We start from the raw sequence: 14,072 nt of genomic DNA, 5'->3' as shown, positions 1-14,072 counted from the left end.
CTGGCTGGGGGTGCGGGTGGAGCATCGTGCCGGTCACTTCAACAGGTAGATCGTCGCGAACAGCGCGATCCACACGACGTCGACGAAGTGCCAGTAGTAGGAGGTCACGACGGCACCGGCGGCCTGCGCGTGGCTGTAGTGCCGGGTCGTGAAGGTGCGGCCGATGATGAGCAGGAAGGCGAGGAGGCCGCCGGTCACGTGCATGGCGTGGAAGCCGGTCGTGAGGTAGAAGACCGAGCCGTACGCGGTGGACGAGAGGGTGATGCCCTCGTGGACGAGCTCGGAGTACTCGAGCACCTGCCCGGACACGAAGATCGCGCCGAAGATGTAGGTCAGCACGTACCACTCGCGCATGCCCCAGTTCTTGACCGCGAGGAGGCTGGCGTCGCCGCGGTGCGGCTTGCCGTGCTCCGCCGCGTGGACCCCGAGCTGGCACCACACCGAGGACACCACGAGGACGATCGTGTTGATGGTGGCGAAGGGCACGTTGAGCACCTCGGTCGAGGTGTGCCACAGGTCCGGCTCGACCGAGCGGATCGTGAAGTACATCGCGAACAGGCCAGCGAAGAACATCAGCTCGCTGGAGAGCCAGACGATGGTGCCGACCGACACCATGTTGGGTCGGGACACCGGCCCGTGGCCGGGGATGCTGCCGGCCGAGCGAGCGGGTTCAGAGGTCACTGGAGATGCGGTCGCCACGTGCGCCAGATTAGCCACATTCCCAGTCCGGCACACCGTCGACCCCCCGATGGGCGCATGACCGCGCCGAAACGCCGCACCGGTAGCATCAGCGCCATGACCGCTTCGCACGCGACCGCCGCTGACGTCCCGACCTCGTCGGGGTCACCAGCAGCGGCTCAGACCCGTCAGATCTCGGTGCTCTTGTACAGCGACGACAAGACCACCCGGGACGCTGTCCGCGTCACCGTGGGCCGTCGGCCGGCCCGCGACGTCGAGGTCTCCTCGTGGCGGGAGTGTGCCACCGCGGCGGCGGTGATCGAGGCGGTCGAGAACGCCTCGTTCGACGTCCTCATCCTCGACGGCGAGGCGGCCCCGACCGGTGGGCTCGGTCTCTGCCGGCAGCTCAAGAGCGAGATCTTCGCCTGCCCGCCGGTGCTGGTCCTGACCGGTCGCCCGCAGGACGGGTGGCTGGCCACCTGGTCGCTCGCCGACCTGGCCGTCCCGCACCCGCTCGACCCGATCGCCCTGGCCTCGGCCGTGGCCGAGCTGGGTCGCGGCGGACGCCCCAGCGCCTCCTGAGCCGGTGACCGCACGCGAGCCGGCCGGTCACACCTGGCCGGACCTGCTCACCCTGCTCATCGCCGGTGAGCACCTGAGCACCGACCAGGCCGCCTGGGCGATGAACGAGATCATGGGCGGCGAGGCCTCGCCGGTCCAGGTCGCCGGCTTCCTCGTCGCGCTGCGGTCCAAGGGCGAGACGGTCGAGGAGCTGCGCGGGCTGGCCGACGTCATGCTCGCCCACGCCAACCAGATCGAGGTGCCGGGGCCGAGCCTCGACATCGTCGGCACCGGTGCGGACCGCTCCAACACGGTCAACATCTCCACGATGGCCTCGGTCGTCATCGCGGCCAGTGGGGTCAAGGTGGTCAAGCACGGCAACCGCGCCGCCTCGTCCACCTCGGGCTCGGCCGACGTCCTCGAGGCGCTCGGCGTCAACCTCACGCTCACCCCGGCCCAGGTGGCCGAGGTGGCCGCCGAGGCGGGCATCACCTTCTGCTTCGCCCAGGCGTTCCACCCGGCCATGCGGCACGCCGCCGCGGCCCGCAGCGGGCTCGGCGTCGGCACCGCCTTCAACGTCCTCGGTCCGCTGACCAACCCGGCCCGTCCCACCTACGCAGCCGTGGGGGTGGCTGACCCGCGGATGGCGCCCCTCATCGCCGGGGTCTTCGCGGGGCGCGGCTCCGCGGCCGCCGTCTTCAGGGGCGACGACGGGCTCGACGAGCTGACGCTCAGCACGACGTCGACCGTGTGGTGGGTGCGCGACGGCGCCGTCAGCCAGCGCGTCTTCGACCCGCTCCACGTCGGCCTCGAGCGGCAGCCCGTGGAGGCCCTGCGCGGCGCGGACGCCGCGCACAACGCCCAGGTGGCCCGCGACCTCTTCGGCGGCCAGCGTGGCGCAGTGCGTGACGCGGTGGTGCTCAACGCCGGGATGGCGCTGGCCCTCGCCGGTCGGGACGTCGAGGGCGGCGCGGAGCCCGCCACGCACGACGCCACCGACGAGGCGTTCGCCGCCAGCGTGCGCCTCGGCATGGACCGCGCCGAGGCCACCCTCGACTCGGGCGCCGCCGCTGCCCGGCTCGAGCAGTGGGCCGCTGCCACGCAGCGCCTCACCTCCGCCTGACCCACCGGCGGCTCAGCCGTCGACCTCCTCGGCGGCCACCCGCAGGATGGCGGCGACCGAGCGGTCGACGTCCTGCGCGGTGGTCGACCAGTTCGAGACCGAGACCCGCATCAGCCGGCGCCCGTGCCAGGTCGTCGCGCCGAGCCAGCAGGTCCCCTCGCGCTGGACGCCCTCGACGATCCGGTCGGTGCGCTCGTCGCTGCCGAAGCCGACCAGCACCTGGTTGAGGACGACGTCGTTGACCACGTCGGCCCCACCGGCTTCGAGGCCGTCGGCGAAGCGCTGGGCCAGGGTGCAGCAGCGCTCGACCAGGTCGGCGACGCCGTCGCGTCCCAGCTCGCGCAGGGCAGCCCACACGGCGAAACCCCTGGCCCGCCGTGAGGACTCGGGCACCAGGTCGCCCAGGGCCGGCATCGGGCCGCCCTGTCCGGTGAGGTATGCCGCGGTGTAGGACAACGACCTGGCGTGCACCTGGGGGTGCGCGCAGATGGCGAAGCCACAGTCGTAGGGCACGTTGAGCCACTTGTGTGCGTCGCAGGACCACGAGTCCGCGAGGTCGACCCCGTCGACCAGGTGTGCCCTCGCGGGGCTGGCCCCCGCCCAGAGGCCGAACGCGCCGTCGACGTGCACCCACGCCCCATGGCGCCGAGCCACCGCGCTGGCCGCCCGCAGGTCGTCGCAGGCGCCGGTGTTGACGTTGCCGGACTGGAGGCACACGATCGTCGGTCCGGGCTCGGAGCGCGCCAGGACGGCCGCCAGGTCGGCCACCTCGATGGCGCCGTTGGCGTCCGTCGCCACCTCCTCGACGACGGCCGTCCCGAACCCGATCAGCCGCAGCGCCCGGTCGATGGTCGCGTGGCGCTCGACGCTCGCCACCACGCGCACCCGGGGCGCCCCGAGGAGGCCGTCCTTCTCGACGTCCCAGCCCACCGACTCGAGGACGTGGTGGCGGGCGGTGGCGAGGCTGACGGTGTTGGCCCCCTGGGCCCCGGTGACGAACCCGACGGTGGCTCCGGCCGGCAGCCCGAGCAGGTCCTTGAGCCAGCCGCCCGCGAGGTCCTCGGCCACGGCCGCGGCGGGGGAGAGGGTCGCGTTGAACGCGCACTGGTCCCACCCGATCGCGACCAGGTCGGCCGCGCTCGCGGCGGGCAGCGCTCCGCCGATGACGAAGCCGAAGAAGCGGGGACCCGGGGTGCCGACCAGGCCCGGCCCGAAGGTCTCGACCAGCTCGTCCAGCACCTCCCCCGCGGGGGTCGGCCGGTCACGCAGGGCCACGTCCGCGGACCCACGCAGCGCCTGTGCGGACAGCCGGGCCGCAACGGGAGCAGCGGCCACCGCCGCGCGGTGGTCGGCTGCCACGCGGGCAGCCCGGTCGAACAAGGTGGTGATGTCGTCCATGACGCGAAGGTACGCCCGCCTCCCGGCCCACCGCCCCCACGTGGTGCACGAGCGCGCCGGGTCAGGACATGGAGGCCAGCCAGCTGACCGCCTGCCGGGCGTCGGCGCGACGCTGCTCGTACCGCGCTCCGACGGCCAGGAGCAGGACCCCGAGCGCCCCGAGGGTGAGGTAGCGGGGCAGCAGCACGGCATACGGAAGCAGCTGGGTGAGGGCGACCGTCGCGGCGCAGGCCGCGCCCACCACCACCAGCGCCTGCCAGCGGCGCAGCGCCCCGAGCACCAGCACGGAGACGGCAGCGACGACCGTGACGAGCGGGCGGGCGAGACCGTCGTCGACCGTGGTGAAGAGGGTCGACGGCAGGAGCGCGACGGCCAGACCCGGCCCGGCGGTGAGCCACGAGTGGTCACCGAGCTCGCGGTGCGACCACAACCCGGCGGCGAGCAGGAAGGCAGCCAGCGGCAGCGTCCACGCCTCCAGGGTCGTCACGTCGGCGTCCCAGAGCTCCACCCACACCGCGGCCGTCAGTGCCACCACGGCGACGCTGACCACGGCGCGTCGGTGCGGCAGGGCGGCATACCCAACGGCGACAAGCCCGTATGCCGCGGCGGCCAGTGCGGCGGCGTGCGGCCAGGTGCGGTCGACCGCGACGACCACAGCGGTGACCGCGACGAGGACGGCCAGGCCACCGAGGACCAGCTCCTCGGTGCGGTGGCGACGCCACTGCGCCAGCGCGGCGAGGCCGAGCGCCGCCGCGGCCAGCAGCACCCACTGGGAGCGCGGGCCGACCAGCCCACCGCCCAACCAGAGCGCCCAGACCGACGCGAGGGTCGTCGTCGCGGTGGCGAGGGGGCGCAGGTGCGGGCGCAGCACGGCGGTGGCGGCTCCCGTGAGCGCGATGACCACGAGGACGGCGATCACCACCCCGTCACCGAGAGCTGCCCCCAGGGCTGCGCCCAGCGCGCCGAACACGGCGAGGTGGCCGACGACGGCCAGGGGCGCTTCCTCGGCTTCGGCCCGACGCAGCAGGGCGACGGCGACGAAGGCCGCACCCGCAGTCCCGGTCGCGAGCACCGAGGCGGTGTCGGAGAACATCGAGCCGGTGAGGGCGGCGGCGCCCACGGAGGCGACCGCGCCGACGGCACTGGCGGCGGCACGCCAGGTCGGCCGGTGCACTGCGGCCGTGGCGGCCACGAGCGCGGTCGCGGTCAGGGCGATGGTCGTCGCCGGCCGGGAGGCCTGGACCGCGCAGACGACCACGAGGACACCCAGCGTCGCGCCGGCCTGGGCCTCGACCCACGCGATGCCGAGCGAGGTGGTGCGTGAGCGGGCGACCACGAGAGCGGTGCCGGCCACGGCGGCGACGACCGCGAGCACCGCGGCCCAGAAGGCACCCAGCTGCAGCGCGAGGCCCAGCACCGCGGTGGGGCCGGCCACGGAGGCGACGACGGCGACCACTCCGAGCGCCCGCCAGTCGCCGGTCAACGCCCGCGCAGTCCAGTCGGCGCGGACGGCGGCCCGGGTGCCGAGGCGCGCGGCGCGGACCGCGACGACACGTCGCACGACGACGGCACCCGCCACCGCGAGGGTCGACAGGATCGCCACGCTGACCAGGCCGTCGGCGGTGAGCCCGTGGACCACGGGGCCGTCGAGGTCCGCAGCGGTCGAGGAGGACAGCGCATCGCGCCCGGCACCCAGCGCTCCGACCGCAGCGGTGACCGCTGTGAACGCGGTCCACCCGGCCGCCGGCCCTGTGGCGGCGCGCCGGGTCAGCCCGAACGACGCGGGGACGACCAGGTGCAGGGTGCCGAACAGCACCGCGCCGGCCAGGGCGAGGGCGGCGACCCCGGAGGCGTGGTCGGCGAAGGCCACGACACCGGCCCACCCGAGCGAGGCGGCGGTCAGCGAGAGGAGGGCGAAGCCGGCGATCCTGCGGTCGCTGCGGTGCAGGGCGGCGAGGACGACGGCGGCGAGCAGCCCGGTGACCGCGGCGTAGGTGCGTCCGTCGATGGAGTCGAGGCCGGCCAGCCCGAACCGCCGAGCGGCAGCCACGTCGAGGAGGAGCAGGCCGCCCGCCACCAGGGCCAGGGCCTCGGCGCTGCTGGGCAGCCGGCGCCGGGACAGGACCAGCGAGGCCACTGTCGCGGCGGCGGTGAAACCGCCCATGACCACCAGCTGACCGACGATGCCGATGCGGAACCAGGCGATCGCCAGCGCGATCGACCCGGCCACCAGGACCAGGAGCACACCGATGGCGAGCAGGGTCTGCTGGGTGGTCCAGGTGCGGCGAGCAGCCGTCGTTGTGCCGGGGAAGGGCTCGCCGGCGGTCGCGACGGTCTGGTCACCCTCGTCGGCGGGGACCGATGGTGCGCTGACGCCCTGCGCGCGCAGCGCCGCGATCAGCTCGGTGCGTTCGCGCTGGAGCGCCGCCAGGCTCTGGTCGACCCGCCAGAGGCGCAGGGCGTCCGGGCCGGTCAGGGGCAGGTGGCAGCCCGGGCACGACGTCGGCGACTCGGGCAGGAAGCGGCTGCAGGCGGGGCAGGGGATGGGCGACATCGGTCCTCCGGAGGGTGCAGGAGCTCAGCGCTCGATGGCCCGAGTCTGCAGGTCAGGAGGGTTGCGCGGATGCGGGTTCCTACTCAGATCGGCCGTGCGGCCGAGGCAGTGGAGATCCGGGGTCGCCGGGTCAGTCGCCGTCGAGGCCGAGGCTGAAGGCGGCCTCGAGATCGTGGGTGGAGTAGGTGCGGAACGCGATGTGGGTGTTGGTGCCCGTGACGCCGTCCACCTTGTTGAGGCGGTCGGCGATGACGTCGTTGAGCTGCTCGTGCTCCCTGACCCGGATCATCGCGATGAGGTCGGCATCGCCGGCGACCGAGTAGACCTCGGACACGCCCTCGAGCTCGGCGATGGCCTGGGCCACCTCGGGGATGCGGTCGACCTTGGCGTTGATGAGCACGATGGCGGAGATCACGAGCCCACTCTATCCGCGCCTCCGGCGTTTGCGGGCGGGTCCCCGGAGGGCTAGGACGCTGCGACGAAACCGGCCACCGCGTGGCGGGCCACCACCTGCGGCTCGAGCTCGGCCCGCGCCCCGCCGGCGCCGCCGACCGGGCAGGTCCACTCGCCGTCGAGGTCGACGATCCGGACGCCTGGGGTCTCCAGCCAGCGCAGGATCTTCTCGGTCTCCTCGGGGATCGCCGCGGGCGAGGGCCACGGCGCGGGGAGCACCACCTCGGCGCTGGTGCGGACGGCGTCGACGTAGGGCATCGGGTCGGCGCCGCGCGGCGAGACGGTGCTGGCGGCGAGCCGCCCGTGCCGGACCACGATGACCTCCCAGCCACCGGCCGGGGCAGACCGGGCCGCCACGATCTCGCGGCTGGCTGCCAGCGGGGCGATGCGCTGGGCCCGCGCCATGCCGCGCACCAGCGCCAGCATCCGGTCGCGCAGCGTGCCGGCGTCCTCGAACCGCTCCTGGTCGGCCAGCGACCCCATCCGGGTGCGCAGGGCGGTCACCACGTCGCGCGAGTCGCCCGCGAGGGCGTGCACGGCATCCTGCACGACCGCGGCATACTCCTCGACGCTCTGGGCGCCGGTGCACGGCGCGCCACACCGGCCCATGTCGGCGAGCGCGCACGACCCCACCCGTCGCGTGGGCGACAACCGCTGCACGCACTGGCGCAGCGGGATCACCTCGTGGACCGCAGCCACGGCGGCCTCGGCCGAGCCGCGGCTGCCGAACGGACCGATGTAGCGGGCCCCGTCGCCCCGGACCTCGCGGACGATCGACAAGCGGGGAAAGGCCTCGACCGTGAGCTTGACCCAGGTGGCCCGCTCGGGGGTCTTGGACCGCCGGTTGTAGCGCGGCTTGTGCTCGGCGATCAGACGCAGCTCGCGCACCTCGGCCTCGAGGGTGGTGGCGCACACGACCGGGGTGACGGACTCGGCCAGCCGCACCATCTCGGCCATCCGGGTGCGCTGCTCGGAGGCCGTGAAGTAGCTGCGGACCCGGGTGCGGATGTTGATCGAGGTGCCGACGTAGAGGACCCGGCCGTCGCCGTCCTTGAACAGGTAGACCCCCGGCAGCTCGGGCAGGCCGTCGGCGAGCCAGCGCTTGCGGCGCTGGGCGGGGCTGACCCGCGAGGTGTAGCTGGAGAGCTCCTCGAGCGTGTGGACGCCGAGGCTGCCCACCCGGCCGATGAGGGCGTGCAGCACGTCGACGGTCGCCTGCGCGTCGTGCAGGGCGCGGTGGTCGGGCGTCGTGGTGGCCCCGAAGAGAGCGGCCAGGGTGGAGAGCTTGTGGTTGCGGGCCTCGTCGCGGCTGACCAGCTGGCGGGCCAGGTGGACCGTGTCGAGCACCGCGTGGCGCGGCCACTCGATGCCCTGCTGGCGGGCCGCCATCTTGAGGAAGCCGATGTCGAAGCCGGCGTTGTGGGCGACCAGCACCGCGCCCCGGGCGAACTCGAGGAACGCGGGGAGGGCGGCCTCGATCCGCGGGGCGTCGGCGACCATGGCGGTGGTGATGCCGGTGAGCGACTGGATGAACGGCGGGATCGGCAGGTGGGGGTTGACCAGGGTCTGGAACTCGCCGAGGACCTCGCCGGCCCGGACCTTGACGGCGCCGATCTCGGTGATGGCCGAGTCGGCCGGGCTGCCGCCGGTGGTCTCGAGGTCGACGACGACGAACGTGACATCGGCCAGTGCCGTGCCCAGGTCGTCGAAGGTGCCTTGCACCATCTGGTCGCCGGCCGTCTGCATGGTCCCGACGGTAGGCCGCGGGTGTGACAGCCCGTGGCAGGCGCGCCTGTCCCGCACCGGGTTCCGTGGTCGGCAGCCCGCGCGGGGTGGGCCGTCGCCGACGTCCCGGGTATGCCGTGGCGCCGGCGTTGTCAGTGCCCTCACCTAGCGTCGTGGACAGGTCACACGACAGAAGGACTCCCCGACAGAGAGCGAGGTGATCGCGATGATCATCGACTGCCAGAGCTGCCCCGTGCGCGACCTGCACTGCGCCGACTGCATGGTGACGGCCATGCTCGTGCCCCAGGGCGCCGAGCTGCCCCTCGACGCCGTCGAGCGTTCCGCCGTGGCGCGGTTCGCCGAGGCCGGGCTGGTCAGCGCGCACGAGGCCTCCTCGGCCAGGGCGCGCCGCGAGCCGTGGGCCGCCCACGTCCGCGCCGTCGGCTGAGCCGTCCCTACGATGGCCGGATGACCCGCGCCACCCCTCGACGACACGGCGTCCGGCCGGCCCGGGTCGCGGTCGCGGCGACGACCGTCCTGGTCGTCGGGCTGCTGGCGGGGTGCTCCGACGACGGGACCGGGACCGGGCGCTCGTCGGGCACCCCCCGCGCGTCGCAGACGGCCACCACCCAGCAGAACGCCCCCGATCCCTCCACGGCCCGCGAGGACGCCCTCACCGCGTTGCTGTCCGCGCGGGCCGCGGCCGTGCGGGACCACGACCGAGCCGCCTTCGCCGCAACCCTCGACGACCCGAAGTCGGGGTTCGGGCTGCGCCAGCTGGCGCAGTACGACGCCCTCGCCAAGCTCCCCCTGGGCAGCTTCGGCTACGGCACCCCCGAGCCCGCCCCGGAGCTCGGGGCCGACCGCGTCGCCCAGCTCGGCCCGCAGGCGTGGGTCTCCCGCGTCGCCGGGCACTACAGCCTGGCCGGCTACGACACGGCGTCCCGGGAGTTCGAGTCGTACTTCACCGTGGTGCGTCGCGACGCCGGGTGGCGGCTGGTCGACGACACCGACGGGGGCACCCAGGTGCAGGCCTGGGACCTGCCCTCGTTCACGGTCGTGCGCAGCTCGACGACGCTGGTCATGGGGTCCGGTCCGGCGAGCCGGCTGCGCCCCTACCTCGCCCTCGGCAACCTCGCCGTCAAACGGGTCGACGCGGTCTGGACCGCCCCCTGGAACAGCCGCCTGGTCCTCGTGGTGCCACGCACGGCGGCCCAGATGGCCGAGCAGGTCGGCCAGGACAAGGACTCCGTGGCGCAGGTCGCCGCCGTCACCGACGGGCCGTTCGACGCCACGGGCCGGGCCGGGGCCGACCGGGTCGTGGTCAACCCCGGGGCGTTCGCCACCCTGGAGAGCCGGGGGCAGCAGGTCGTCGTGACCCACGAGGCGACCCACGTCGCCATCCGGGCCACGACCGACCGACCGGTCCCGCTGTGGCTGTCCGAGGGGATGGCCGACTACGTCGGCTACCGCGACGTCGGGGCCACCCGCCGGCAGGTCGCGGCGGCGCTGCTGGCGAAGGTCCGCGCCGGCAGCGGTCCCAAGTCGCTGCCCACCGCGGGCGACTTCGACCCCTCCCGGACGACGATCGCGCCGAGCTACAACGCTGCGTGGCTGGCCGTGACCCGCATCGTCGACCGCTACGGCCGCAAGGCCCTGGTGCGCTACTACCTGGCCGTCGCCACGAAGCCCTCCGGCTCGTCCTCGGCGACCCCCGACCAGGCGGCGGCGGCCGCCTTCCGGACCGTGCTGGGCACCAGCCAGGGCGCGTTCACCAAGGAGTGGCTCGGCTACCTGCGGGGCCTGGCCGGATGACCGACCGTGCGTCGGTCCCGGACCCTGCCCCATGAGGGACGCTGCCCCGATGACGGACGAGGAGCCGCTGCGCCGCCGAGCTGCGCGGGTGGTCGTGGTCGACCCCGACGGCCACGTCCTGATGATCGAGGGTTTCGACCCGCACCACCCGGACGACCCCTACTGGTACACGATCGGCGGCGGCGTCGAGCCGGGGGAGACCGACCCCGAGGCGGCGGTCCGCGAGGTCTGGGAGGAGACCGGTCGCACCATCACCGTCGACGACCTCGTCGGGCCGGTCCACCACGACGAGGACGCCTTCTCCTTCGAGGGGCGCACGATCGTCCAGCAGCAGGTGTTCTACGGCTGGGTCACCGAGCGCTTCGACGCCGACCCCGCCCGGTTCGCCGAGCTGGAGGTCCGCTCGACCATCCGGATGGCGTGGATCGACCCGGCCGTGCACCGCGCCCGCGGCGAAGCGGTCTACCCGGTGCTGCTCGAGGAGCTCGTCCGGGCCGTCCGGGAGGCGACGGCCAGCGAGACGACGACCAGCGACCCGACCAGCCAGAACTGGTTGTAGAAGGCCTGCTTGTTGACGAGGTTGGCCACCAGCAGCACCAGCGCCAGCCAGCGCAGCACGTCGGCGAGGGCGGGCTGGCGGCGCCAGACGGTCCAGCACACGGCGGCGAGGGTGCCCAGCACCGCGACGCCGGTCACGGCGAACGGCAAGGTCACCCCGAAGGTGTTGAGTGCCAGCAGGTAGAGCGTGTTGGCGAACTTGATGGGGTGGAACCCGACCAGCAGGCTGATCGTGTCGTGGACGAAGTCGGGCGGGCTCGCGAGGAACCACGGGGCGATCAGCACCCCGGTCAGCGCACCGGTCGCCACGGCCCGATGCCACCCGAACGGTCGCCACAGCAGCAGCACGGGCAGCAGCAGGGCCAGGTGCTGCTTGCTGGCGCAGGCGAGCGCGAGCGGGATGACCGCCCACCACGCCCGGTCGCGCTGGACCAGGACGGCCCACCAGACCAGGCCAGCGAGCAGCAGCGGCTCGGTCCAGGCCTGGTCGAGCTGGGTGAGGGTGCCGGGGGCGAGGACGAGCAGGCCGGTGACCGCCGCAGCGGTCCAGACCCAGCCCGCCCCGGTATGCCGCACGGCCGCGCCGCGGGCGAGCATCCAGACCCCCGCGACCGCGACCAGCGTCCAGAACGCCAGCGCCCAGCGCACGTCGCCGAACAGCCAGCGCCCCGGGGCGAGCAGCACCGCGGTCCAGGGCAGGTAGGTGAACGCGTCCTGGATGCCGGGGGAACCGGTCCAGTTCATCGCGTAGAAGTTCTCGCCCCGGCCGAGGCCGTCGGCGGCCTGCTGCAGGGTGACCCAGACGTCGATGCGCGGCCGCGGTGACGACGTGATCGCGATCGCCGCACACGCGGCATACCCGGTCACGGCCACCACGCCGGCAGCCCAGTGGGCGCGAACGGTGGTGGCGCACAACAGGACTGCGCAGGCCAGCGGCACCACGACGAAGAGGGTGGTCGCGACCGCCAGACCGGTCGGGGCGAGGTAGCTGAACAGCGGCACCGCGAGGGTCGCCAGGGCCGAGCCGGCCAGCATCACCACCACCGCCGGTCGGTGGAGGGTGACCCGCCAGCCGGCCCACTGCCAGAGAGCCAGCGCCAGCGTGGCCGCCGTGAGGGCGGCCACGATGGGGATGCGGTAGCGCACGACGCTCCACTGCAGCGCAGTGAAGAAGACCAGCCACGCCAGCGGCAGGGCGACCGACGCCACCACGGACCGGGCGGAGGGTCCGGGGGCGGCACGCATGGCTAGACCCTACGGGCCGGTGCTCGCCGGGTGCCTCCGGGTCAGCGGGTCACTCCTTGGCACCGGAGTAGAGCGCCTCGACCTCGTCGTGGAAGTCCTTCATGACGATGTTCCGCTTGAGCTTCAGGCTCGGCGTGAGATAGCCGTTCTCCTCGGTGAAGTCACCCGGCAGCACCGCGAACTTGCGGATCGACTCGGCCTTGGACACCGACTTGTTGGCGTCGTCGACGGCCTTCTGGAGCTCGGCGAGGACCGTCTCGTTGGTGCGGGCCTGGTCGAAGCTGACTCCGGAGAGGCCGTTGTTCTTGGCCCAGCCCGGGTACATCTCGTCGTCGAGGGTGAGCAGGGCGCCGATGAACGGCTTCTGGTCACCGACGACGATGCACTGGGAGATCAGGGGATGGGCCCGGAGCCGGTCCTCCAGACCCGCCGGGGCGACGTTCTTGCCACCCGCGGTGACGAGGAGCTCCTTCTTGCGCCCGGTGATCCTGAGGTAGCCGTCCTCGTCGAGCTCGCCGATGTCGCCGGTGTGGAACCACCCGTCGAGCACCGCGCCCGAGGTGGCCTCGGCGTTGTTGTGGTAGGCGGCGAAGACGTTGTTGCCTTGGATGAGGATCTCGCCGTCGTCGGCGATGCGGATGCCCACCCCGGGGAGCGGGGCGCCGACGGTGCCGATCTTCACGCGGTCGGGCACGTTGACCGTGGCCGGGGCGGTGGTCTCGGTCAGGCCGTAGCCCTCGAGCACGGTCACGCCGATGCCGCGGAAGAAGTGGCCCAGCCGGGTGCCCAGCGGCGCGCCACCGGACACGGCGTACATCACCCGGCCGCCCATGGCGGCGCGCAGCTTGGCGTAGACCAGCTTGTCGAAGATGCCGTGCCGGACCTTGAGGCCGAGCCCGGCCCCGCCGGTGTCCTGGGCGCTGGACCAGGCGATGGCGGTGTCGGCGGCGGCCGCGAAGATCTTGCCCTTGCCCTCGGCCGTGGCCTTGGCCTCGGCGGAGTTGTAGATCTTCTCGAAGACGCGCGGCACCGAGAGGATGAAGGTCGGCTTGAACTCGGCGAAGTCGGCGAGCAGGTTCTTGATGTCGGCGCTGTGGCCCATCTTGGCCTCGCCGGTGACGCAGAGGACCTGGATGAACCGCGCGAAGACGTGCGCCAGCGGGAGGAAGAGCAGCGTCGAGGCGCCGTCGGCCTTGACCACCGACCTGAGCTTGGTGATGGCGTTCTCGGACAGGGCGAGGAAGTTGTCGTGGGTCAGCTGGACGCCCTTGGGGCGGCCGGTCGTGCCCGAGGTGTAGATGATCGTGGCGATGCTCGCGCGGTCGAGCCCACCCTTGGCGGCCTCGAGGTCGGCGTCGCTCACCTCGGCCCCGGCGCTCTTGAGCTCGGCGATGGCCCCGGCGTCGACCTGCCAGGCGTGCTCGAGGCCGGGCAGCTGGTCGCGCACCTCGGCGAGGGTCGCCGCGTGCGACGGGGTCTCGAGCATGATGCCCTTGGCGCCGGAGTCGGTGAGGATCCAGGCGACCTGCTCGGCCGACGAGGTCTCGTAGATCGGGACCGTCACGGCACCCGCGGTCCAGATCGCGAAGTCGGTGAGGGTCCACTCGTAGCGCGTCTTGCACATGATGGCCACGCGGTCGCCGGGCGCGATCCCGGCGGCGATGAGGCCCTTGGCGACGGCGCGCACGTCCTCGTCGAACTCGGCCGCGGTCACGTCGACCCAGCCGCTGCCCTCCTTGCGGGAGAACGCCACCCGCGTGGGGTCGGAGGCGGCGTTGCGGCCCGGCAGGTCGGCCAGGCTCCCCTTGGTCGTGGGTGGCACGAGTGGGGGTGCGACGTGTTCCTGCACGGAGTCTCCTTTGACGGCGGCGCTCTCTAGCCTATTTCGCACAGCCTACCCGTGGGTAAGCAGGTGGGGGCAGGGTCCATCCACATGGCGACGTGACGTGCGGAACACTGACC

Annotated in this window: 12 protein-coding genes; 5 read left to right on the top strand and 7 right to left on the bottom strand. The window is 73.4% G+C overall.

Features of this window, described 5'->3' with window-relative positions; genetic code table 11:
* Positions 1-33: 33 nt before the first annotated feature.
* Positions 34-615 carry a heme-copper oxidase subunit III gene (locus ASG95_RS12560; RefSeq protein WP_082593188.1) on the bottom strand — a complete coding sequence of 194 codons (582 nt, stop codon included), beginning with the start codon at positions 613-615 and terminating at the stop codon, positions 34-36.
* A 180-nt stretch (positions 616-795) separates the two neighbouring features.
* Here ASG95_RS12560 and ASG95_RS12555 point away from each other — a divergent pair, with 180 nt between their 5' ends.
* Positions 796-1,260 carry a response regulator transcription factor gene (locus ASG95_RS12555; RefSeq protein ID WP_057377687.1) on the top strand — a complete coding sequence of 155 codons (465 nt, stop codon included), beginning with the start codon at positions 796-798 and terminating at the stop codon, positions 1,258-1,260.
* Positions 1,261-1,264: 4 nt separating this feature from the next.
* Positions 1,265-2,362 carry an anthranilate phosphoribosyltransferase gene (trpD, locus tag ASG95_RS12550; RefSeq protein WP_057377686.1) on the top strand — a complete coding sequence of 366 codons (1,098 nt, stop codon included), beginning with the start codon at positions 1,265-1,267 and terminating at the stop codon, positions 2,360-2,362.
* Positions 2,363-2,374: 12 nt separating this feature from the next.
* On the opposite strand, the gene ASG95_RS12545 is transcribed toward trpD, so the two are convergent.
* The 4 genes from ASG95_RS12545 to ASG95_RS12530 all read right to left on the bottom strand — a co-directional run bounded on the left by ASG95_RS12545 (position 2,375) and on the right by ASG95_RS12530 (position 8,513).
* Positions 2,375-3,760: an aminotransferase class V-fold PLP-dependent enzyme gene (locus ASG95_RS12545; RefSeq protein ID WP_057377685.1), complete on the bottom strand. Its 1,386-nt coding sequence runs from the start codon at positions 3,758-3,760 to the stop codon at positions 2,375-2,377.
* A gap of 61 nt (positions 3,761-3,821) precedes the next feature.
* A complete protein-coding gene (locus tag ASG95_RS12540; protein WP_057377684.1) occupies positions 3,822-6,314 on the bottom strand; it encodes an SCO7613 C-terminal domain-containing membrane protein in 2,493 nt (830 codons plus the stop codon).
* Positions 6,315-6,444: 130 nt separating this feature from the next.
* Positions 6,445-6,729 (bottom strand): Lrp/AsnC family transcriptional regulator, encoded by a 285-nt coding sequence (locus tag ASG95_RS12535; RefSeq protein ID WP_057377683.1) that lies wholly within the window; start codon positions 6,727-6,729, stop codon positions 6,445-6,447.
* 50 nt (positions 6,730-6,779) lie between these two features.
* Positions 6,780-8,513, bottom strand: a complete 1,734-nt coding sequence (locus ASG95_RS12530; protein WP_057377682.1) for a DEDD exonuclease domain-containing protein — start codon at positions 8,511-8,513, stop codon at positions 6,780-6,782.
* A 205-nt stretch (positions 8,514-8,718) separates the two neighbouring features.
* On the opposite strand from ASG95_RS12530, the gene ASG95_RS12525 reads away from it, so the two are divergent.
* Genes ASG95_RS12525 through ASG95_RS20920 form a run of 3 tightly spaced genes read left to right on the top strand, consistent with a single transcriptional unit; the run spans position 8,719 to position 10,866 of the window.
* Positions 8,719-8,940 (top strand): hypothetical protein, encoded by a 222-nt coding sequence (locus tag ASG95_RS12525; RefSeq protein WP_056921199.1) that lies wholly within the window; start codon positions 8,719-8,721, stop codon positions 8,938-8,940.
* A 20-nt stretch (positions 8,941-8,960) separates the two neighbouring features.
* A complete protein-coding gene (locus tag ASG95_RS12520; RefSeq protein WP_057377681.1) occupies positions 8,961-10,307 on the top strand; it encodes a hypothetical protein in 1,347 nt (448 codons plus the stop codon).
* A gap of 49 nt (positions 10,308-10,356) precedes the next feature.
* The gene (locus ASG95_RS20920; RefSeq protein WP_235543835.1) at positions 10,357-10,866 is read left to right on the top strand and encodes an NUDIX hydrolase; all 510 of its coding nucleotides are present in this window, start codon (positions 10,357-10,359) and stop codon (positions 10,864-10,866) included.
* Here ASG95_RS20920 and ASG95_RS12515 read toward each other — a convergent pair.
* Positions 10,770-12,110, bottom strand: a complete 1,341-nt coding sequence (locus ASG95_RS12515) for a glycosyltransferase 87 family protein (RefSeq protein WP_057377680.1) — start codon at positions 12,108-12,110, stop codon at positions 10,770-10,772. The two genes, ASG95_RS20920 and ASG95_RS12515, sit on opposite strands and share 97 nt — an antisense overlap.
* 49 nt (positions 12,111-12,159) lie before the next feature.
* On the bottom strand, positions 12,160-13,959 hold the full coding sequence (locus ASG95_RS12510; protein ID WP_057377679.1) for a long-chain fatty acid--CoA ligase: 1,800 nt from the start codon (positions 13,957-13,959) through the stop codon (positions 12,160-12,162).
* Between the last annotated feature and the right edge of the window lie 113 nt (positions 13,960-14,072).

This window comes from Phycicoccus sp. Soil803, assembly GCF_001429685.1.
Taxonomy (GTDB): domain Bacteria; phylum Actinomycetota; class Actinomycetes; order Actinomycetales; family Dermatophilaceae; genus Pedococcus.
This window is presented reverse-complemented; position numbering and strand designations above follow the sequence as displayed.

What these genes read in the sequence shown, in the direction of transcription:
- ASG95_RS20920 (WP_235543835.1), top strand. Translation starts at nt 10,357, where the DNA reads ATGACGGACGAGGAGCCGCTGCGCCGCCGAGCTGCGCGGGTGGTCGTG.
- ASG95_RS12525 (WP_056921199.1), top strand. Translation starts at nt 8,719, where the DNA reads ATGATCATCGACTGCCAGAGCTGCCCCGTGCGCGACCTGCACTGCGCC.
- ASG95_RS12555 (WP_057377687.1), top strand. Translation starts at nt 796, where the DNA reads ATGACCGCTTCGCACGCGACCGCCGCTGACGTCCCGACCTCGTCGGGG.
- ASG95_RS12530 (WP_057377682.1), bottom strand. Translation starts at nt 8,513, where the DNA reads ATGCAGACGGCCGGCGACCAGATGGTGCAAGGCACCTTCGACGACCTG.
- ASG95_RS12520 (WP_057377681.1), top strand. Translation starts at nt 8,961, where the DNA reads ATGACCCGCGCCACCCCTCGACGACACGGCGTCCGGCCGGCCCGGGTC.
- ASG95_RS12560 (WP_082593188.1), bottom strand. Translation starts at nt 615, where the DNA reads ATGGTGTCGGTCGGCACCATCGTCTGGCTCTCCAGCGAGCTGATGTTC.
- ASG95_RS12545 (WP_057377685.1), bottom strand. Translation starts at nt 3,760, where the DNA reads ATGGACGACATCACCACCTTGTTCGACCGGGCTGCCCGCGTGGCAGCC.
- ASG95_RS12540 (WP_057377684.1), bottom strand. Translation starts at nt 6,314, where the DNA reads ATGTCGCCCATCCCCTGCCCCGCCTGCAGCCGCTTCCTGCCCGAGTCG.
- ASG95_RS12515 (WP_057377680.1), bottom strand. Translation starts at nt 12,110, where the DNA reads ATGCGTGCCGCCCCCGGACCCTCCGCCCGGTCCGTGGTGGCGTCGGTC.